This window comes from Bradyrhizobium cytisi (genome assembly GCF_008123515.1).
Taxonomy (GTDB): Bacteria; Pseudomonadota; Alphaproteobacteria; order Rhizobiales; family Xanthobacteraceae; genus Bradyrhizobium; species Bradyrhizobium cytisi.
In genome coordinates, this window is the sequence record NZ_VSSR01000069.1 from 29,193 (window position 1) to 47,995 (window position 18,803).

Annotated in this window: 20 protein-coding genes; 4 read left to right on the forward strand and 16 right to left on the reverse strand. The window is 63.7% G+C overall.

What is annotated here, in order from left to right; genetic code table 11:
• Positions 1 to 6: 6 nt before the first annotated feature.
• Positions 7 to 777, reverse strand: coding sequence for a L,D-transpeptidase (locus FXB38_RS33700; protein WP_148755256.1), 771 nt, complete (start codon positions 775 to 777; stop codon positions 7 to 9).
• Between the two features lie 206 nt (positions 778 to 983).
• On the opposite strand from FXB38_RS33700, the gene FXB38_RS33705 reads away from it, so the two are divergent.
• The 4 genes from FXB38_RS33705 to FXB38_RS33720 all read left to right on the forward strand — a co-directional run bounded on the left by FXB38_RS33705 (position 984) and on the right by FXB38_RS33720 (position 4,416).
• Positions 984 to 2,096, forward strand: a complete 1,113-nt coding sequence (locus FXB38_RS33705; protein ID WP_148755257.1) for an AI-2E family transporter — start codon at positions 984 to 986, stop codon at positions 2,094 to 2,096.
• Positions 2,097 to 2,172: 76 nt separating this feature from the next.
• Positions 2,173 to 2,544, forward strand: coding sequence for an ElaB/YgaM/YqjD family protein (locus tag FXB38_RS33710; RefSeq protein ID WP_187435324.1), 372 nt, complete (start codon positions 2,173 to 2,175; stop codon positions 2,542 to 2,544).
• 86 nt (positions 2,545 to 2,630) lie between these two features.
• Positions 2,631 to 3,083, forward strand: coding sequence for a hypothetical protein (locus tag FXB38_RS33715; protein WP_148755259.1), 453 nt, complete (start codon positions 2,631 to 2,633; stop codon positions 3,081 to 3,083).
• Positions 3,084 to 3,273: 190 nt separating this feature from the next.
• Complete coding sequence (locus FXB38_RS33720) at positions 3,274 to 4,416, forward strand: OpgC domain-containing protein (RefSeq protein WP_148755260.1); 1,143 nt, start codon at positions 3,274 to 3,276, stop codon at positions 4,414 to 4,416.
• Between the two features lie 69 nt (positions 4,417 to 4,485).
• On the opposite strand, the gene FXB38_RS33725 is transcribed toward FXB38_RS33720, so the two are convergent.
• The 15 genes from FXB38_RS33725 to urtA all read right to left on the reverse strand — a co-directional run bounded on the left by FXB38_RS33725 (position 4,486) and on the right by urtA (position 18,420).
• Positions 4,486 to 6,144, reverse strand: coding sequence for a CHASE domain-containing protein (locus FXB38_RS33725; protein WP_148755261.1), 1,659 nt, complete (start codon positions 6,142 to 6,144; stop codon positions 4,486 to 4,488).
• A gap of 314 nt (positions 6,145 to 6,458) precedes the next feature.
• Positions 6,459 to 7,082, reverse strand: a complete 624-nt coding sequence (gene ureG, locus FXB38_RS33730; protein WP_148755262.1) for an urease accessory protein UreG — start codon at positions 7,080 to 7,082, stop codon at positions 6,459 to 6,461.
• A 39-nt stretch (positions 7,083 to 7,121) separates the two neighbouring features.
• On the reverse strand, positions 7,122 to 7,850 hold the full coding sequence (locus FXB38_RS33735; protein WP_148755263.1) for an urease accessory protein UreF: 729 nt from the start codon (positions 7,848 to 7,850) through the stop codon (positions 7,122 to 7,124).
• Complete coding sequence (gene ureE / locus FXB38_RS33740) at positions 7,831 to 8,430, reverse strand: urease accessory protein UreE (protein ID WP_148755264.1); 600 nt, start codon at positions 8,428 to 8,430, stop codon at positions 7,831 to 7,833. Before ureE ends, FXB38_RS33735 begins: the two co-directional genes overlap by 20 nt.
• 6 nt (positions 8,431 to 8,436) lie before the next feature.
• The gene (locus tag FXB38_RS33745; RefSeq protein ID WP_148755265.1) at positions 8,437 to 8,736 is read right to left on the reverse strand and encodes a putative quinol monooxygenase; all 300 of its coding nucleotides are present in this window, start codon (positions 8,734 to 8,736) and stop codon (positions 8,437 to 8,439) included.
• Between the two features lie 145 nt (positions 8,737 to 8,881).
• Positions 8,882 to 10,597: an urease subunit alpha gene (ureC, locus tag FXB38_RS33750; RefSeq protein ID WP_148755266.1), complete on the reverse strand. Its 1,716-nt coding sequence runs from the start codon at positions 10,595 to 10,597 to the stop codon at positions 8,882 to 8,884.
• Between the two features lie 37 nt (positions 10,598 to 10,634).
• Positions 10,635 to 11,174, reverse strand: a complete 540-nt coding sequence (locus tag FXB38_RS33755; protein ID WP_148755267.1) for an HD domain-containing protein — start codon at positions 11,172 to 11,174, stop codon at positions 10,635 to 10,637.
• 54 nt (positions 11,175 to 11,228) lie between these two features.
• On the reverse strand, positions 11,229 to 11,534 hold the full coding sequence (locus FXB38_RS33760; protein WP_148755346.1) for an urease subunit beta: 306 nt from the start codon (positions 11,532 to 11,534) through the stop codon (positions 11,229 to 11,231).
• 9 nt (positions 11,535 to 11,543) lie between these two features.
• Positions 11,544 to 11,846: an urease subunit gamma gene (locus FXB38_RS33765; RefSeq protein WP_148755268.1), complete on the reverse strand. Its 303-nt coding sequence runs from the start codon at positions 11,844 to 11,846 to the stop codon at positions 11,544 to 11,546.
• A gap of 40 nt (positions 11,847 to 11,886) precedes the next feature.
• Positions 11,887 to 12,720, reverse strand: coding sequence for an urease accessory protein UreD (locus FXB38_RS33770; RefSeq protein WP_148755269.1), 834 nt, complete (start codon positions 12,718 to 12,720; stop codon positions 11,887 to 11,889).
• Positions 12,721 to 12,772: 52 nt separating this feature from the next.
• Positions 12,773 to 13,468: an urea ABC transporter ATP-binding subunit UrtE gene (gene urtE, locus FXB38_RS33775; protein WP_148755270.1), complete on the reverse strand. Its 696-nt coding sequence runs from the start codon at positions 13,466 to 13,468 to the stop codon at positions 12,773 to 12,775.
• A 3-nt stretch (positions 13,469 to 13,471) separates the two neighbouring features.
• Positions 13,472 to 14,233 carry an urea ABC transporter ATP-binding protein UrtD gene (urtD, locus tag FXB38_RS33780; protein ID WP_014498216.1) on the reverse strand — a complete coding sequence of 254 codons (762 nt, stop codon included), beginning with the start codon at positions 14,231 to 14,233 and terminating at the stop codon, positions 13,472 to 13,474.
• The gene (urtC, locus tag FXB38_RS33785) at positions 14,230 to 15,408 is read right to left on the reverse strand and encodes an urea ABC transporter permease subunit UrtC (RefSeq protein ID WP_148755271.1); all 1,179 of its coding nucleotides are present in this window, start codon (positions 15,406 to 15,408) and stop codon (positions 14,230 to 14,232) included. Before urtC ends, urtD begins: the two co-directional genes overlap by 4 nt.
• Positions 15,405 to 17,015, reverse strand: coding sequence for an urea ABC transporter permease subunit UrtB (urtB, locus tag FXB38_RS33790; protein WP_148755272.1), 1,611 nt, complete (start codon positions 17,013 to 17,015; stop codon positions 15,405 to 15,407). Before urtB ends, urtC begins: the two co-directional genes overlap by 4 nt.
• Before the next feature lie 82 nt (positions 17,016 to 17,097).
• A complete protein-coding gene (gene urtA, locus FXB38_RS33795; RefSeq protein ID WP_148755273.1) occupies positions 17,098 to 18,420 on the reverse strand; it encodes an urea ABC transporter substrate-binding protein in 1,323 nt (440 codons plus the stop codon).
• Positions 18,421 to 18,803: the final 383 nt, after the last annotated feature.

Consider the following 18,803-nt stretch of genomic DNA (forward strand, 5'->3'; position numbering starts at 1 on the left):
AGCTCCTCAATCCACCGACGACGCCGGGATGTTCAGCGCTTGGCGTCCCGAGGGCAGCGTCGTCATGGCGGGCCGCTTGCGTAGGGGATCACCGCCGCGCGCCATCAACGGCGCATTCTTCGGCAGCACCACGACCTTGGCGCCGACATTGACGCGGCTGAACAGGTCGCTGACGTCCTCATTGGTCAGGCGGACGCAGCCGGAGGAGACGAACTTGCCGATCGTGGTCGGGTCGTTTGTGCCGTGGATGCGGTATTGGCTGGAGCCAAGATACATCGCGCGCGCACCCAGCGGATTGCCAGGGCCGCCGGCGACGAAGCGCGGCAGATAGGGCTGGCGTGCGATCATCTCTGCCGGCGGATGCCAATCCGGCCACTCCGCCTTGCGGGTGATGTTCTGCACACCCGACCAGGTGAAACCTTCGCGGCCGACGCCGACGCCGTAGCGCATGGCGCGCCCGTTACCCAGCACATAGTAGAGATAGGTGTTGGCGGTATCGATGACGATGGTGCCAGCCGGTTCGCTGCGGTCGAAGCTCACGATCTGCCGGCGCAGCCGATCCGGTAATGCCGCATCCTCGTCGGCGGCTGGCGGCGCCTCGCTTGTGTAGCCCCGCGAATAGGTCTGGTCATGCGGATAGGCCTGCGGCTGCATCGGCGCATACCCGAGCGTTTGAGCTTGTGCTGCGAACGGCACCGTCAGTAAAGCTGTCGCAAAGGCAAAAGCAGTGACGACGCGCGGCGAGAAGCTGCGACCGACTACGACGAATTTTGTCATGTGCTGCCCCGTGTGATGTCTGCATCTTGGGTGATGCGGCTTCCCAAGAACGCAGCAGAACCGACTCAAGTTCCGATGGCGCGTGCGGCAGCGACGTCACAGTCAAGCGAGCACAACTTCACGAAGTCGCGACGGAACCGTAACGGCCCTTAGGCGTTTTCTGATGACCAACGGGCCCCCGGACACCTCCGTGCGGGAGGGAAATTGTGCGCGTCCTTCCCAGTGAACGTCTGATTGCCGGCAACGACGAAGGTACTCCGCTTCCCGACAGCCATACCGAACTGCCTCCGGTGATCCGGCGCACCGAGTTTGTTGCCTTTGCGCTTGCCGGTCTGCTTCTGATCGCCGTCGTCGCCGTGCTTTACGTCGCCAAGGCGTTCTTTCTCCCGGTCGTGATGGCCGTCGTCGCCGGTACCATGCTGTCGCCGGCCGCCACCTTTCTCGAAGAGCGGCGGGTGCCGCGAGCCCTCGGCGCCGTGCTGATCGTGATCGCGGTGACGACGGTGGTCGCCTTCGTTGTCGCACTGATCGCGGCGCCCGCAATGGAATGGAGCTCACGCCTCCCGGAGCTAGGAGCGCAGTTGAGGGAGAAGGCGCATGTGTTCGACCGACCGCTCGCGCTGTGGAAGGAGCTGCAAACCATTGTCGGCGGCTCCGATGGCCTGCCGACCGTCGCCCTGCCGAAAGCGGAATGGGTGCAGCCGACGCTGGAATTCGTGTCGCCAACTTTCGCTGAATTCCTGCTGTTCTTCGCCACTCTGATCCTGTTCATCGCAAGCTGGCGCGATCTGCGACGCGCCATGATCATGAATTTCGGCGACCACGACGCGCGGCTGCGCACGCTCCGGATCCTCAACGAGATCGAGGTGCATCTCGGCAATTATCTGCTGACGGTCACGGCCATCAATATTGGCGTCGGCATCGCCACCGGCATCGTCTGCGCGGTCACCGGCATGCCCAACCCGGCCGGGCTCGGCGCGCTTGCCGCTGCGCTCAACTTCATTCCGATTATCGGACCGGTCGCCATGTTCGTCATGCTGGCCGTGGTCGGCCTGGTCGCATTCCCGACTATCGGCGGCGGCCTGATGGCTGCACTCGCCTTCGGCGGTATCACCTTCATGGAGGGGCACTTCGTCACGCCGATCATCATCGGCCGCAGGCTATCGTTGAACGCGCTCGCCGTTTTTATCGCGCTGGCGTTCTGGACCTGGCTGTGGGGACCGATGGGCGCTTTTCTGTCGTCTCCGCTCCTCATCGTGGGGCTGATCCTGAAGGAGCATCTGTTGCCGGAGAATTCGCCGCAATTGCCGCAGGGATGACGGGCTCCGCAAACGGAACTTCCACTGCAACGAAACGTTTTCTGCCCATCTCGCCGCCAATAGTTCGGAGCTTGTGATGTCAATAACCGATGGCGAAGCCAGGATGAGAGACTGGGCCGACAAAGCCACCGCAGAACGCATCGAGAAGGATGTAGCAGCCGTGAAAAGCGATATCGCCGCCCTCACCGACCAGATCACCGACGCCCTCAACACGTTCGCCAACGCCACGGGCAAGCAGGCCCGACGCGGCTACAAGCAGGCGCGCGACAACGTGGATTCGACGCTCGACGACTTCTCGGAGCGCGGTGGCGCGATGATGGACGCGGCGCAGGATGCCTACGGCTCGATCGAGGAGACGCTGGAGGACGCGATCACGCATCGGCCACTCGCGACCGTCGGCATCGCGCTCGGCATCGGCTTCCTGATCGGCGCGGCCTGGCGTCGCTAGGCGCGCGGTGAAATTTGAGGTCACGACGCCCGCCGCTGTGACCGGCACGTGACGAATTGGCTTGTGGAGACCTGAGGAGCAAGAACGTGTTTCAGCGCATCATCGACGGCATCAGCGCATCGACGGGAACGACTGTGCGGCTGACCTCGCTGGCGGCGGGCGCAGCGTTCGCGCTCTTCATCACCACATGCTTCCTCTGCGCGGCGGTCTTCATCGCCGTGCTGGAAAAGTACGGCCCCGTGCAGGCTTGCCTTGCCGGTGCCGGGATCTTCTTCCTGCTGACGCTTGCCGCCGCAGGGAGCTATTGGGGCTACAAGCGCGAGATGCGGACACGTGCCCGCATCGCCGCCGAGCACGCCGCGAAGGCGGCCCCGAGCATGCTCGCCGATCCCATGCTGATCGCGACGGGCCTGCAGATCGTCCGCGCCATCGGGGTCAAGCGGCTGTTACCGATCCTGGCCATCGGCGGCGTCGCGCTCGGTATCATGGCAAGCCGCGCCGGCGCGGCCGATGAGGGATCAGTCGAGCCGGCCGAGTAAGGTCGAAACCGCAATCAAGAAAGTTGCGCTGCCGAGCCGACGGGCGGGTTCGCGGGAATTCGACGGCCCTTCTCTGCGCAATTTTTCATCAGCCGCGCTACAATCGGTCCCCCTTCACGCAAACGCTACTCGGACAGGCAGGCGGTTGCCGCTAAAAGCATCGCCCTGATTCCAAGTGAAATAATTAGCAATGAAGCCGTCTGTTAGGGCCAACCTCTCCGCATTCGACCACGACGCAAGGCTGTATTTGACACTCGGCATTGCGACCTGGTCGGTCTTTGTCGATCACATCCCGAACAATGTCGTCAATTTGCTGACGCTGCGCAACTTCGGCTTCAGCGGCGCTGCCGACCTGTTCGTGTTCGTGGTGGGCTATGGCGTCGCCATCATCCACGGCAAGATAGCGCTGGAGCGCGGCTATGTCGTCGCCGCGACGCGCATCTTCCGCCGCGTCTGGCGACTCTATGCCGCCTATGTCGTGCTGTTCGTGATCTACATCGACACCATCGCCTATGTCGCCTCGCAATCGATGGCGCCGGAGATCATCAGCGACTACAACATCTCAGGCATTCTTGAACATCCGCTGCGCATCCTGGTCCGCGGCCTCGTGCTGCAGGAGGAGCCGCTGAACCTCGACCTGCTGAAATTGATGATCCCGCTGATGGCCTTCTTTCCGTTTGCCTTGTGGGGGCTATTGCGGCGGCCGAACGTGACGCTGGCGCTCTCTGTCGCGTTCTATTTCGCGGCGCGCTGGTTCGAGTGGGGTTTCCGGACCTATCCGGACCAGGAATGGACGTTCAATCCGTTCTGCTGGCAGATGCTGATGGTGCTGGGCGGCTGGTTCGCCGTCACCGGCGCGTCGGGCCGCGCCTTGCGCAACCTGCCCTGGCTCCGCGTGCTGGCGGGCGCCTATCTGGTGTCGGCGATGGCTATCACCCTGATGCGCCATTCGCCGACTTTGTCCGCCTATTTGCCGGATGTCGTGCTCAACGGCATCTCGCCGACCGACAAGGAAAACCTCGCGCCCTATCGCGTGCTCCATTTCCTCGCGCTCGCTTTCATCGCGACCCACCTCATCCCGCCCGACCATCCGGGGCTGCAATGGAAGCCGCTCCAGATGGTGATCAAAAGCGGCGAGGAATGGCTCGCCGTGTTCTGCGTCGGTGTATTCCTGTCCTTCGCCGGCCATCTCATCCTGATCACCGGCGCCAATCTGGTCGTGATGCAGATCGGGGTGAGCCTTGCCGGTTTCGCGGCGATGACGGCGGTGGCCTATTATATCTCCTGGTCGAAGCGTCAGGACGAGCCAGCGGCTGTGCGGCAGCGAGCCTAGCCAAGGCGTCGCGCCGATCTCGCCGGCCTATGCACGCAACCTGGTCGATCTGGTGTTGCGGCCGAAGAGCTAGCGCGCCGGCTTCACCGGCTGCGACAGCTTTTCCGTGCGGTCGCGCTCGGTCATGTCCACGACCGTCTCCATCGGCGCGGTCAATTCATAGACATAGGAGACATCCGTGAAGTAGCGCTTGGCGATGCCGCCGAGCGCTTCGGGCGCGACGCGGTCGAGCAGGATCAGGCCGAAATCCGAATCCGCCCGGCGCGTCGCCTCGCTCGTGTTGAACTCCTCCCAGCGGAAATGAAACACCGTCTCGTTCTCCTCGCCCGTCACCGTCCAGTTCGCGGTGATGTGCGGATGCTTGCCGACCAGCGACAGGCCCTCGTCGGAATGCGAGGCAAGCTCGAAGAACAGCAGCGACAGGCTCTGGGCGGCACGCGCGCTGACCGCGATATCCGGGCCGCTGACGGCGATACGATCGGCATGCGGAATGGCGCGCGCTTCGAACAGGCCCTTCAGCTTGACACCCTGCCACTGGCTCTCGCTGAGCAGCGAGACCACGTTGGACATGGCGTGGATGCGGCCGATCAGGAGCTCGCGCGCGACATCGATGTCCGAGCCGTGGCGCAGCGTGCGCGTCACAATCGACTGGATCACCGCAAGGATGTTCTTGACCCGGTGGTTGAGCTCGTCGATGACAGCCGTCAACCGCCGCTCGAAGCCGATCCGCACCTGGATTTCGCGGCTCAGCCTCAAGTTATTGTAGGCGACGTAGCCGAACAGGCCGCAGACCATCGCGGTGATGGCGAAGCCGATCGCCGCGACGATGATTGCGGTCTGCTCGGCGCGCCGTGCCGAATTGGACTTGGCGTAATAACCGAGCTGCCAGTCGCGGCCGCCGAAGCTGATGGTGCGCGTCGCCGACGGAGCCGGCCCGTCCGGCGTCGTCATGCGGGTGGAGACGACGCCCTGGTCGTTGGCAACGAGCTCGCCGCCGTCCTTGCGCGGGTCCTTGAGCGCGACCGAGAACAACGACAGATCGTCATTGGTCAGCATCAGCGAAGCCAGCTCGTAGGAAAAGGTGACGAAGCCGACCGGCTCGGTGGCGCCCTCGGGAATGACGGGGGCGGCCACGATGACGCCGATCGGCCCGTTGTCGCTCGAGAGCGGTACGGGGTCGGAGGCAACCGAGCGCTTCTCGACCCTGGCGCGCGCCAACATGGCGCTGCGAACCGGGTCGCTATCGTAGCTGCGGCCCGGCAGCGCCTTGGTCTCGTCGCTGCGCGGCTCGAGGTCCATCAGCACGTCGATCGGCTGGGTCAGGCTTGCCGCGGCGATCGGCTTGTCGCTGTAGTCGCGGATCTGCGGTTTCGGAAAGCCGGCGGCCGCAATCGCGGTTTGCGCCGCGGCGAGTTCGTTCGGCTGCAGCCGGGCGACCCAGCCGGCCACCACGAAATCGGTCTTGAAGGCGTAGATCGCCGAGCGCAACGGCTCCAGCATGTTGGGCTTCAGCACCGATGGCGCGCGGAACAGGCCTGAGGCGACGCGCGCCAGCAGCTCACGTTCGGTCGACCTGTCCTGGACGAGGCTCGCATGAACGTCGATCGCGCGGGCCAGCGCAATCCGGTCCAGCGCCAGCTCCTGGTCGTGGACACGATAGGCCGCAAGCCCGGAGAGCAAGGCTCCGAGCAGAGCGATGAAGCCGATGATGAAACCCAGCCGGACCACGCGACTACTCAGGCGAGGGCAGGAGGTCGGCAATAAACACGGAGCATATCAACGCCGCTCGAACGGCCATGTGCCGAAACAGGGTGGACCCCAGTGGCAGGGATAATGACGGAGGAGGCATCTGTACGCAACTTCGGTCGCCGAAAAAGCTTAATCCGCCCGGCCGATCGTCTGGCCAACAGCGGCTCTGCTCCGGGCGCCGGAGGTAGATAATCGCCGTGTCCGAAATTTGTTCCGCAAACGCGGCTTTGCCTCAGACGTTAACGGCGGGAAATGCCTGCGCCACGTCGCCGCGCCCTTTCACCCCACCCGTTTCAGTCCGCGCGTTTCAACCCGCCTTTGGTCTCGATGAACCCCACGATACGGTCGAGCCCCTCGCTCTTCTTTAGGTTGGTCATGACGAAGGGGCGCTCACCGCGCATGCGTCTGGCATCCGTGTCCATCTTCTCCAGCGACGCACCGACATGGGGCGCAAGGTCGATCTTGTTGATGACCAGAAGGTCGGAGCGGGTGATGCCGGGGCCGCCCTTGGACGGAATCTTGTCGCCGGCCGCAACGTCGATGACATAGATGGTGAGGTCGGCAAGCTCCGGCGAGAAGGTCGCCGCCAGATTGTCGCCGCCGGATTCGATCAGCACGAGATCCAGCCCGGGGAATTTGGCGCGCATGTCGGCCACCGCGGCGAGATTCATCGAAGCGTCCTCGCGGATCGCGGTGTGCGGGCAGCCGCCGGTCTCGACGCCGGCGATGCGGTCCGGCGTCAGCGAGCCCGAGCGCACGAGGAATTCGGCATCCCACTTGGTGTAGATGTCGTTGGTGATCGCGGCGATGTCGTAGCGCTCGCGCATGGTCTTGCAGAGCAGATCCATCAGCGCGGTCTTGCCCGATCCAACGGGGCCGCCGACGCCGACACGCAAGGGGCCGTGAGAAGTTGCCATGTCACTCGCTCTCTCTTGATCGGTTGAAGGCTGTACCGCTCACGAGCGAAACAGCCGCGTATATTGTGTCTCGTGCCGCAGGCTGGCGAGATCGGCGCGGAACGTCGCACTGCCGAGGTTGTCCTGTGTCGCGTTCAGCGCCCGATTGGCGGTTACGGCGACGGCGGCTTCCAATTTCACCAGCACGCGCTGGCTGTCGGTCTGGCCGAGCGGAATGAGCCGGCTGGCCGCCGAGATCCAGTTCGAGACCAGCGCGTGCAGGAAGGCGTGCAGCGTCGGCGCCAATGGCACGCCGTGCAGCGCGGCGACGACGCCAACGGCGACGGGATAGACCAGTGGTGTGCGGCACGCCGCGACCATGGCATCCAGGCCGTCGGCATTCCACGCGGCGCGGGAGATCTCGATGAAGGCGCGGCCTTGCGAGGTCGTCTCGAGCTGCCGTTCGCGCGACGGCACGAAGGCGGCAGCGAGCTCGGCGATATCATTCAAGGCGGCGTCTTCACCGGCCTCGGCGGCGCGATAGGCGTGGACAAGAAACGTCGCATCGCAAAAGCCGGAGCCGTCGCCAAGCATGGCATCCAGCCAGTCGGCCAGCGTCGCGATGTCGGTCACGTCGCCCGCTTCGACCGCCCACTCGATGCCGCTGGAATAAGAGAACCCGCCGACGGGAAACGCCGGCGACAGCCACGTCATCAGCCGGTACAGCGCCGCCGCCTCGCTCCCGGCGAGATCACCGGCCTTGACCGGCTCATTTGTGGTCATGAGCATGCTTGTGGCCGTGGTGATGGTCGGGATGATCGCAATGCTCGTCGTGGTGATGATCATGCCCATGGTCATGCGCGGCATGATGGTGGTCGTGGCCGTGATGATCATGGTGATCCTGGTGTCCGTGGTCGTCATGCGCGTGCGCATGTCCGGCCTCGGCATAGGCCCCGCCTTCGGGATCGAACGGCGCCTCGATCTCGACCACCCGCGCGCCAAGCCCCTTCACCATGGTTTCGATGACGTGGTCGCGGCGAATGCGCAAGGCTTTGGCCATGAGCTGCGTTGGCAGATGGCGGTTGCCGAGATGCCAGGCAACGCGGATGAGGTGGTGCGGGTCGCGGCCGCGGATCTCGAGCAGCGGCTCGGGTGCCGCGACCACTTCGACCAGTCGTCCGTCCTCCAGCACCAGCGCATCGCCGCCGCGCAACGCAACGGCATTCTCCAGGTCGAGCAGGAAATTCAGCCCCCGCGTCCCCGTCATCGCCACGCGGCGGCGGTGCCGATCGTCGAAATCGAGCACGACCGTATCCGCCGGCGTTTCCGTGAAGCGGTGCTGTCCCTTAACCTGCGTCGCCCGGATCATGCGCTGTTACCTCGTCTCGACCTTCTCGGGCGTGATGACTTCGATCTTCGGCGGCGCCGTGAAGCATTTCACCGCGACACGGCCAAACGTCTTCATGTGCTCCTGGCCGCGATGCGGCACCAGCGCCTCGGCATTCTCCCACTGCTCGACGAACACCATCTTGGTGGGATCGGTGACGCTCTCATGCAGATCGTAGGCGATATTGCCGGGTTCTTTCCGCGTCTCCTTGATGCAGGCGGTGGCGGCTGCAATGAATTCGGCGCGGGTTTCGGGCTTGATGGTCAGGGTGGCAACGACATAGATCACGAGAAATCCTCCCGGCTTTTCTTCTGAAGGTTACGATACCGGGCGGGACATTAGACCAGCCGGGATCGAACGCAAAACCGGAAAAAGCCGCCCCCGGGACATGCAATCGGGACATGCTCCGGCGGACATGTGTTGAGGCGCCATTTCAGTACATGAAATATCGCTGCGCCATCGGCAGCACCTCGGCGGGCGCGCAGGTGAGCAGCTCGCCATCGGCGCGCACCTCGTAGGTCTCCGGATCGACCTCGATATTGGGCGTGGCGTCGTTGTGGATCATGCTCTTCTTCGAGATCTTGCTGCGGGTGTTCTGGACCGCATAGAGCTTCTTCTCGATGCCGAGTTTTCGCGCGAGGCCGCCGGTGATGGCTGCCTTTGAAGTAAACACCACCGAGGACGCCGTGCGCGCCTTGCCGAAGGCGCCGAACATCGGCTGGTAGTGTACCGGCTGCGGCGTCGGGATCGAGGCGTTCGGATCGCCCATGGGAGCTGCCACGATCGTGCCGCCCTTGACGATGCAGTCCGGCTTGACGCCGAAGAAGGCCGGCGACCACAGCACGAGATCGGCCATCTTACCCTTCTCGACCGAGCCGATCAGCTTCGACACGCCGTGCGCAATCGCGGGATTGATGGTGTATTTGGCGATGTAGCGCTTGACGCGAAAATTGTCGTTGTCCTTGCCCTTGTCCTGCGGCAGCGATCCGCGCTGCTTCTTCATCTTGTCGGCAGTCTGCCAGGTCCGGATGATGACCTCGCCGAGACGGCCCATGGCCTGGGAGTCCGAGGACATCATCGAGAGCGCGCCGAGATCGTGCAGGATGTCTTCTGCCGCGATGGTCTCCTTGCGGATGCGGCTTTCCGCGAACGCCAGATCCTCCGCGATCGAGGGATCAAGGTGGTGACACACCATCAGCATGTCGAGATGCTCGTCGATGGTGTTGCGGGTGAACGGCCGCGTCGGATTGGTCGAGGACGGCAGCACGTTCTTCAAGCCGGCGACCTTGATGATATCAGGGGCGTGACCACCGCCCGCGCCCTCGGTGTGGAAAGCGTGGATGGTGCGGCCCTTGAACGCCTTGATCGTGTCCTCGACGAAGCCGGATTCGTTCAGCGTGTCGGAATGCAGCATGACCTGGACGTCGTAATCATCGGCAACCGACAGGCAATTGTCGATCGCGGCCGGCGTGGTGCCCCAATCCTCGTGCAGCTTCAGCGCGCAGGCACCGCCCTTGATCATCTCGACCAGCGCCGCGGGCCGCGAGGCATTGCCCTTGCCGGAAATACCGAGATTGACCGGGAAGGCATCGAATGACTGGATCATGCGCCCCATGTGCCAGGGGCCCGGTGTGCAGGTGGTGGCGAAGGTGCCGTGCGAGGGACCGGTGCCGCCACCGAGCATCGAGGTGACGCCGGACATCAGCGCGTGCTCGATCTGCTGCGGGCAGATGAAATGGATGTGGCTGTCGAAGCCGCCCGCGGTGAGGATTTTCCCCTCACCCGCGATCACGTCGGTGCCGGGGCCGATGATGATGGTCACGCCCGGCTGGATGTCGGGATTGCCGGCCTTGCCGATGCCTGCGATCATGCCCTCCTTGATCGCGACGTCGGCCTTGACGATGCCCCAGTGGTCGACGATCAGCGCATTGGTGATGACGGTGTCGGCCGCGCCCTGCTTGTTGGTGACCTGCGACTGCCCCATGCCGTCACGGATCACCTTGCCGCCGCCGAACTTCACCTCCTCGCCGTAGGTGGTGAAATCCTTCTCGACCTCGATGATGAGATCAGTGTCGGCGAGCCGCACCTTGTCGCCGGTCGTCGGGCCGAACATGTCGGCATAGACGGAACGCTTTATCTTGACGGACATCACAAGCCCCGTTTGTATTTGAATATTGGGTTGGTGCTCACAGCGAGGCCCTCGCTGTGAGCACGATGTTATCGAATTCCGTGTCGAGCCAGGCGCTGCCGCCGCGGCAACCGGCGACGACCTGCTCGGCCCAGCCTGTATAGTCGGCGAGGTCGTCACGCTCCTCGGCGGTCTGATCGGAATGGATGCGTGCGCCAATGTTGCTGATCTTGTCGGCGATCTTGATCAGCCTGGCGCCGGGCGACTTGTTGGGTGCGTCGATCACCTGCCGGCGCCGGCGCTCCGGCTTCGGCAGGTTCATATCGTCCGTGCATTCGGCGACAAGAGAAGCGACACGCTCGGAGAATTTCTCCGCGAGTTCCTCGCGCGTGGTGTCGGTGTCCTCGATCGCATCGTGCAGCCAGCCGGCCGCGACCAGCTCGGCATCGGCCCCATCGGTCGCGTTCGCAAGCAGGTTCGCGACCTCGGCGAGATGGTTGATGTAGGGATCATGTGCGCGCCCCTTGCGCGCCATGCCGTTGTGGCGGTGCGCGGCGAGTTCGGCGGCTTCGGAGATGAGGCGGATTGGCGACAGCATGGCAAAGACCTCCATTTCCGCCTCAACCGCGCCGCACCGCGCTCGTTCCTGTGCTCACAGCTTTCCCATGACGTCGCCGCGGAAACCGTAGATGGTTTTCTTGCCGGCAAGCGCGACGAGCTGGACGTTGCGGGTCTGGCCGGGTTCGAAGCGGACGGCGGTGCCGGCGGCGATGTCGAGGCGCATGCCGCGGGACTTCTTGCGGTCGAACTTCAGCGCAGGGTTGGTCTCGAAGAAATGGTAGTGCGAGCCGACCTGGATCGGGCGGTCGCCGGTGTTGGCCACCGTCAGCGTCACGGTCTTGCGGCCGGCATTGAGCTCGATCTCGCCGTCCTGGATGAAGAGTTCGCCGGGGATCATCATGCGCTCCTATCGGATCGGTTCGTGAACGGTGACGAGCTTGGTGCCATCAGGGAACGTCGCCTCGACCTGGATGTCGTGGATCATCTCGGGAATGCCCGGCATCACCTGGTCGCGGGCCAGCACCTGCGCGCCGGATTGCATCAGCTCGGCGACGGTACGGCCGTCGCGAGCGCCCTCGAGGATGAAATCGGAGATGATCGCGATCGCTTCGGGATGATTGAGCTTGACGCCGCGGTCGAGCCTGCGGCGCGCCACGATCGCCGCCATCGAGATCAGAAGCTTGTCCTTTTCGCGGGGAGACAGGTTCATGCGAAATCTCTTCCGTTCAGCTCTTCAATTCAGCCAGCCGTCAATTCAGCCAGAGTCGCGGCTGCGCCATGCCGGTGCGCGCCAGCACGGCCATCATGTCGGTGCGCAAGTGCGCCGCATCTTGGGCACAGAACCGCGCCATTGCAAACCCATTCCAGGCCGAGATTCCGACCTCGCCGGCAAACGAGTCCGATGCCTCACGAATGCGCTCGACCAGGGCCTCGTCGCCGGGCACGATCAGGGCCGTACCGATCGCGGCACCCGCCTTGGCGACCGCCGATCGCGCGAGCTTTGCGCCGATATTGCCGTCGAGCCTGATGGTCTCGGCAAAGACCAGCCTGCTGCCACGGCGCAACCGCCAGCGGTCGACGAATTCGCCCTGCTCCATCCGTTCGCCCATGGCGGTGCGGCCGAATACGACAATTTCACAAAGCAGGAGCGAGGCGGCATCATCGAGCTCGATGTCGAAGCGGCGGTGGACCCGGGCGCGATCGAACAGGATCGTCTCCTGCGGCAGCCAGCCGAGATGCGCGCCTGCGGCAACCTTCAAGGCGATATTGAGCTGCGCCGCCGCGCCCGGCGCCCGATAAACCTTCTCGGCGGCCGCCGTTGTCAACGTCAAACGCGTAGCATTGGCGGCCGAGATCTCGATGTCGAAGCGATCGCCGCCGGCGACACCGCCGGCGGTGTTGACGAACACGCCGGAGAGCCCTTCACCTTCCGGCGAAGGAAAGCGCACGCGGAGGGAGCCGGACTCATGCAAAACGCCGCGCCGCGTCACGCCGTCGCGGGCGTGCACGTCGAAGCGCACCGCGCCGCGGGCACGATTGGCTTCGAACACCGAAGATGTCGCCAAAGAGGCGTCGCTGCGCATCCGTCTCCCCCAGCCGGCCGCGGCAGGCTTTTTTGGCTTACAATTTCCCCGCTTACAGCGCCATCTGGCGGCTGATCTCGCTGGCGTCGAGAGTGGAGCGGTCGCAGGTGAACTTCACGGCGCCGCGATCCATCACCGCGAAACTGTCGCCAAGCTCGCAGGCAAAGTCGAGATATTGCTCGACCAGCACGATGGCGATGTTGCCGAGGTTGCGCAAGTAGGAGATGGCCCGGCCGATGTCCTTGATGATCGAGGGCTGGATGCCTTCCGTCGGCTCGTCGAGCAGCAGCAGTTTCGGCCGCATCACCAGCGCACGCCCGATCGCCAGCTGTTGCTGCTGGCCGCCGGAGAGATCGCCGCCGCGCCGGCCGAGCATGGACTCCAGCACCGGAAACAACGAGAACACGTCGTCCGGGATGTGCTTGTCCTCGCGCTTGAGCGGGCCGAAGCCGGTCTTGAGGTTTTCCTCCACCGTCAGAAGCGGAAAGATCTCACGGCCCTGAGGCACGAAGCCGATGCCCTTGCGCGCCCGCTCATAGGGCTTGAGGGCCGTGATGTCGTTGCCGTCGAACACGATCGCGCCCGAGGAGATCGGATATTGCCCGACCATGGCGCGCAACAGCGAGGTCTTGCCGACGCCGTTACGGCCGAGCACGCACGTCACCTTGCCGGGCTCGGCCGCGATCGACACACCACGCAGCGCCTGCGCCGCACCGTAGAACAGGTTGATGTCCTTGACCTCAAGCATCGCTCAGCGTCCCAGATAGACTTCGATGACCCGCTCGTTCGACGAGACCTGGTCGATGGTTCCTTCAGCGAGCACCGTACCTTCATGCAGGCAGGTGACCTTGACCCCGAGCTCGCGCACGAACGTCATGTCGTGCTCGACCACCATAACGGTGTGGGTCTTGTTGATCTCTTTCAGCAGCTCGGCGGTGAGATGCGTCTCGACGTCGGTCATCCCAGCGACGGGCTCGTCGACGAGGAGCAGCTTAGGGTCCTGCGCCAGCAGCATGCCGATCTCGAGCCATTGCTTCTGGCCGTGGCTGAGGCTGCCGGCGAGGCGGTTGCGGGCGTCGGTGAGACGGATCGTCTCCAGCACCTTGTCGATACGCTCCGACTCCGCCCTGCTGCCGCGCCAGAACAGCGTGCCTTTGACACTGTGATCGACATTGAGCGCCAGCAGGAGATTGTCCTGCACGGTCTGGCTTTCGAACACCGTTGGCTTCTGGAACTTGCGGCCGATGCCGAGCTCGGCGATGCGGGTCTCGTCCAGCCGCGTCAGATCGGTGACGCCGTCGAACAGCACGGTACCCTCGTCAGGCTTGGTCTTGCCGGTGATGATGTCCATCATGGTGGTCTTGCCGGCGCCGTTCGGACCGATGATGGCGCGCATCTCGCCGGGCGCGAGCGTCAGCGACAAGTTGTTGATGGCGTGGAAGCCGTCGAACGAGACGTGCACGCCGTCGAGATAGAGCATCGCGGAGGTCGCGCGGGTATCCATGACGTTCATGACCGCTTCTCCGCCATCTTCGGTTCGGTGACGCCGTCCTCGGCCGCAGCACTTGCGGTGGCCGCAGCCGGGCGCCTCTCTTTCGACGCTTCCCGCCATGCATTGAAGGTGCCGACGATGCCCTTCGGCAGCAGCAGCGTCACCAGGATGAACAGCGCACCCAGCATGAACAGCCAGTAGGGTGCCAGCACGCCGGAGGTGAAGAAGGTCTTGGCATAGTTGACGACGATGGCGCCGAGCGCGGCGCCGACCAGCGTGCCGCGGCCGCCGACCGCGACCCAGATCACCGCCTCGATCGAATTGCCCGGTGCGAATTCGCTTGGGTTGATGATGCCGACCTGCGGCACATAAAGCGCACCGGCGACGCCGGCCATGCAGGCCGACAGCGTGAACACGAACAGCTTGTAGGATTCGACCCGGTAGCCAAGGAAGCGGCTGCGCGATTCCGCATCGCGGATCGCAATCAGGACCTTACCGAGCTTGGAGGACACGACCGCGCGGCAGATCAGGAAGCTGACGATCAGGCCGAGGCAGCTCAGCATGAACAGGGCGCCGCGGGTGCCTTCGGCCTGCACGTTGAAGCCGAGGATATCCTTGAAGTCGGTCATGCCGTTGTTGCCGCCGAAGCCGAAATCGTTGCGGAAGAAGGCGAGCAGCAGCGCATAGGTCATGGCCTGCGTGATGATCGACAGATACACGCCGGTGACGCGGGAGCGGAAGGCGAGCCAGCCGAAGCAGAAGGCGAGCAGGCCCGGCACGAACAGCACCATCAGCGCCGCGAACCAGAACATGTCGAAGCCGTGCCAGTACCACGGCAATTTCGAATAGTTCAGGAACACCATGAAATCAGGCAGGATCGGATTGCCGTAGACGCCGCGGGTGCCGATCTGCCGCATCAGGTACATGCCCATGGCGTAGCCGCCGAGCGCGAAGAAGGCGCCGTGGCCGAGCGAGAGGATGCCGCAATAGCCCCAGATCAGGTCGATCGACAGCGCGAGGATAGCGTAGCAGACATATTTGCCCCAGAGCGCGACCAGATAGGTCGGCACCTGCAGGAACGAGCCCGCCGGCAGCAGCAGGTTGGAGAGCGGGATGAGGATGCCGCAAGCGGCGACGACGGCGAGAAAGATCGCCGCGCCGCGGTCCAGTGATCGCGTCAGCATGTGAGAGGTCATGCTTCCACCGCACGGCCCTTGAGCGCGAACAGGCCGCGCGGCCGCTTTTGAATGAACAGGATGATCAGAACCAGGATCGCGATCTTGCCAAGCACGGCGCCCGCGACCGGCTCCAGGAACTTGTTGGCGATGCCGAGCGTGAAGGCGCCGACCAGCGTGCCCCAGAGATTGCCGACCCCGCCGAACACCACGACCATAAAGCTGTCGATGATGTAGCTCTGGCCAAGATTGGGGCTGACATTATCGATCTGCGACAGTGCCACGCCGGCGATGCCGGCAATGCCCGAGCCGAGCCCGAAGGTCAGCGCGTCGACACGCGAGGTGGCGATGCCCATCGAAGCCGCCATGCGGCGGTTCTGCGTCACCGCGCGCATCTCGAGGCCAAGTGCGGTGTAACGCAGCATCGCGAGCAGGATCATGAACACGGCCAGCGTGAAGACGAGGATCCAGAGCCGGTTATAGGTGATGGTGATCTGGCCGAGATCGAACGCGCCGCTCATCCAGGAGGGGTTGCCGACCTCGCGGTTGGTAGGGCCGAACATGGTGCGCACTGCCTGCTGCAGGACCAGCGACAGGCCCCAGGTCGCAAGCAACGTTTCCAGCGGCCGGCCATAGAGAAAGCGGATGATGCTGCGCTCGATCACCACGCCGATGGCGCCGGCGACGAGGAAGGCGAGCGGCACGGCGATCAGCAGCGAATAGTCAAACAGCGCGGGATAGCGGGTGCGGATCACCTCCTGCACCACGAAGGTGGTGTAGGCCCCGATCATCACCATCTCGCCATGGGCCATGTTGATGACGCCCATCACGCCGAAGGTGATGGCGAGCCCGATCGCGGCGAGCAGCAGCACCGAACCGAGCGACAGCCCGTACCAGGCATTCTGCACCGTGGACCAGACCGCGAGCGAGCTCTGGATCGAGCCGATGGCGCTCGCCGCAGCCTTCGCGACGGAGGCCGGCTGGTCGGTGCCGATGTCGGACAGCAGCGCCAGCGCTTCCTGATCACCGCGCGCCTTGATAGTGGCGACGGCCTCGAGCTTCTGCACTTCGGTGGCGTCGGACTTGAACAGCAGGATCGCCGCGCGTGCTTCACTGAGCGCAGTCTTGACCGATCTGTTGGTTTCCTTGGCGAGCGCGCCTTCGACAGGCTCGAGCGCCGTCTCCTCATGCGACTTGTAGACGGATTGCGCGGCCTGGAGCCGCGCGCCGAGATCGGGCGACTGCAGCGTCAGGCTGCCGAGCGCAGCATCGACGCTGCGGCGCAGGCGGTTATTGAGGCGGACGGCGCTTGCGCTATCGGGCACGCTGGCCACGGGCTCGCCGGTCGCGGCGTCAATCGACTTGCCGTCGGTGCCGGTGACGTAAACCTTCTTGCTGTCCGGGTCAGCCATGAGACGGCCGTCCTGGAGCGCGCTGATGATGGGAAAGGCAAGCTTGTTGCCGCTGCTTGCGACCACACCGATCGCTTCGTCCGTATCGGAATAATCCTCGTTGGCGAATTTTGCGACCGCATCCTCGAACGGACCGGCAAAGGCCGGCAGTGCGAACGCGATCAGGAATAGCGAGAGGAGAAAGGTGCAGAGACGAGCGGATAAATTGGTTGGCACTGTGGATCACCCCGGCAGAAGTGGGGAGAAGGCGGCGGAATGGCCGTCTTCTCCCATTGTGCAGTCGAACCTCAGATCCGGATCAGGAGCCGGAACCGAGGCACTTGTTGGTCTTGGTGTTGAAGTTGCCGCACTTCTTGCCGACCCAGTCGCCGATCAGGTCCTTGGAGCCGTCGAGCTCCTTCGACCAGGCGTCGCCCGCGACGAGACCCGGGGTCTTCCAGACCACGTCGAACTGGCCGTTGCCCTTGATCTCGCCGATGAACACCGGCTTGGTGATGTGGTGGTTCGGCAGCATCTTCGAGGTGCCGCCGGTCAGGTTCGCCGCCTCGATGCCTGGAAGCGCATCGATCACCTTGTCCGGATCGGTCGACTTCACCTTCTCGACCGCCTTGATCCACATGTTGAAGCCGATCACGTGGGCTTCCATCGGATCGTTGGTCGTGCGCTTCGGGTTCTTGGTGTAAGCCTGCCAGTCCTTGATGAACTTCTCGTTCGCCGGAGTCTTGATCGACTCGAAGTAGTTCCAGGCGGCGAGATGGCCGACCAGCGGCTTGGTATCGATGCCGGCGAGCTCTTCCTCACCCACCGAGAACGCGACCACCGGGATGTCCTTCGCCTTGACGCCCTGGTTGCCGAGCTCCTTGTAGAAGGGGACGTTGGCGTCGCCGTTGATGGTCGAGACCACCGCCGTCTTCTTGCCGGCCGAACCGAACTTCTTGATGTCGGCCACGATCGTCTGCCAGTCGGAGTGACCGAACGGCGTGTAGTTGATCATGATGTCTTCCTGGGCGACACCCTTGGACTTCAGGTAGGCTTCCAGGATCTTGTTGGTGGTGCGCGGATAGACGTAGTCGGTGCCCGCGAGCACCCAGCGCTTCACCTTCTCGTCCTTCATCAGATAGTCGACGGCCGGGATCGCCTGCTGGTTCGGCGCCGCACCGGTGTAGAACACGTTACGCTCGGACTCTTCGCCCTCGTACTGCACGGGGTAGAACAGGATGTTGTTGAGCTCCTTGAACACCGGCAGCACCGACTTGCGCGACACCGAGGTCCAGCAGCCGAACACGACCGAGACCTTATCCTTGGTGATCAGCTCGCGCGCCTTTTCGGCGAACAGCGGCCAGTTCGAGGCGGGGTCGACGACGACGGCCTCGAGCTTCTTGCCGAGCACGCCGCCCTTCTTGTTCTGCTCGTCGATCAGGAAAAGGATGGTGTCCTTCAGCGTGGTTTCGCTGATGGCCATGGTGCCGGAGAGGGAGTGCAGGACGCCGACCTTGATGGTGTCGTCCGCGGCCTTGGCACCGGAAATGGACGCCAGACCGAGCATCAGTCCGGCGGTCGCGGCGAGAACGCCGCGGCGGCTAAATGACGCCGCTATATCGTGAATGGGTTTGGTAGGCATGGATGTATCATCTCCCTGACGCAGACGTGAAAAACGCTGCGAAACGGCCCCACGGCCGCCTGCGATTAACGGAATCGCAAGAACCATGCCATGGGCTGGGCACCTGCCAAGTGATTGGTCAGTCTAGACAATTTTGCCGCAATCAAACTTTCGCCGTAGTCAGATTGCTCAAAACTTGAGCGAATAAAATGTATGCTTATGCGGCAGTCAGTTCATTTTTTGAGCAAATCGCCGCTGCTGGCTAAAATTCCGGCATAAACTATTTTTGCATTGCAATCGACGTCAGGTGAACGTCTGCCTTGAAACCGCCCCGTCGATGTTCCATATGAGGTGGAGATCGCTTGCGAATCGAGCGGTCGTTGCGAGCCGCGTGTTCTTAAGCC

Bases quoted from the DNA above. Each gene is read 5' to 3' on its own strand.
- FXB38_RS33765 (WP_148755268.1), bottom strand. From the start codon at position 11,846: ATGAACCTGTCTCCCCGCGAAAAGGACAAGCTTCTGATCTCGATGGCG.
- urtA (WP_148755273.1), bottom strand. From the start codon at position 18,420: ATGCCTACCAAACCCATTCACGATATAGCGGCGTCATTTAGCCGCCGC.
- urtD (WP_014498216.1), bottom strand. From the start codon at position 14,233: ATGAACGTCATGGATACCCGCGCGACCTCCGCGATGCTCTATCTCGAC.
- FXB38_RS33710 (WP_187435324.1), top strand. From the start codon at position 2,173: ATGTCAATAACCGATGGCGAAGCCAGGATGAGAGACTGGGCCGACAAA.
- FXB38_RS33760 (WP_148755346.1), bottom strand. From the start codon at position 11,534: ATGATCCCCGGCGAACTCTTCATCCAGGACGGCGAGATCGAGCTCAAT.
- ureG (WP_148755262.1), bottom strand. From the start codon at position 7,082: ATGGCAACTTCTCACGGCCCCTTGCGTGTCGGCGTCGGCGGCCCCGTT.
- urtE (WP_148755270.1), bottom strand. From the start codon at position 13,468: ATGCTTGAGGTCAAGGACATCAACCTGTTCTACGGTGCGGCGCAGGCG.
- FXB38_RS33755 (WP_148755267.1), bottom strand. From the start codon at position 11,174: ATGCTGTCGCCAATCCGCCTCATCTCCGAAGCCGCCGAACTCGCCGCG.
- FXB38_RS33720 (WP_148755260.1), top strand. From the start codon at position 3,274: ATGAAGCCGTCTGTTAGGGCCAACCTCTCCGCATTCGACCACGACGCA.
- ureC (WP_148755266.1), bottom strand. From the start codon at position 10,597: ATGTCCGTCAAGATAAAGCGTTCCGTCTATGCCGACATGTTCGGCCCG.
- FXB38_RS33770 (WP_148755269.1), bottom strand. From the start codon at position 12,720: ATGCGCAGCGACGCCTCTTTGGCGACATCTTCGGTGTTCGAAGCCAAT.
- FXB38_RS33735 (WP_148755263.1), bottom strand. From the start codon at position 7,850: ATGCTCATGACCACAAATGAGCCGGTCAAGGCCGGTGATCTCGCCGGG.
- urtC (WP_148755271.1), bottom strand. From the start codon at position 15,408: ATGACCTCTCACATGCTGACGCGATCACTGGACCGCGGCGCGGCGATC.
- FXB38_RS33700 (WP_148755256.1), bottom strand. From the start codon at position 777: ATGACAAAATTCGTCGTAGTCGGTCGCAGCTTCTCGCCGCGCGTCGTC.
- ureE (WP_148755264.1), bottom strand. From the start codon at position 8,430: ATGATCCGGGCGACGCAGGTTAAGGGACAGCACCGCTTCACGGAAACG.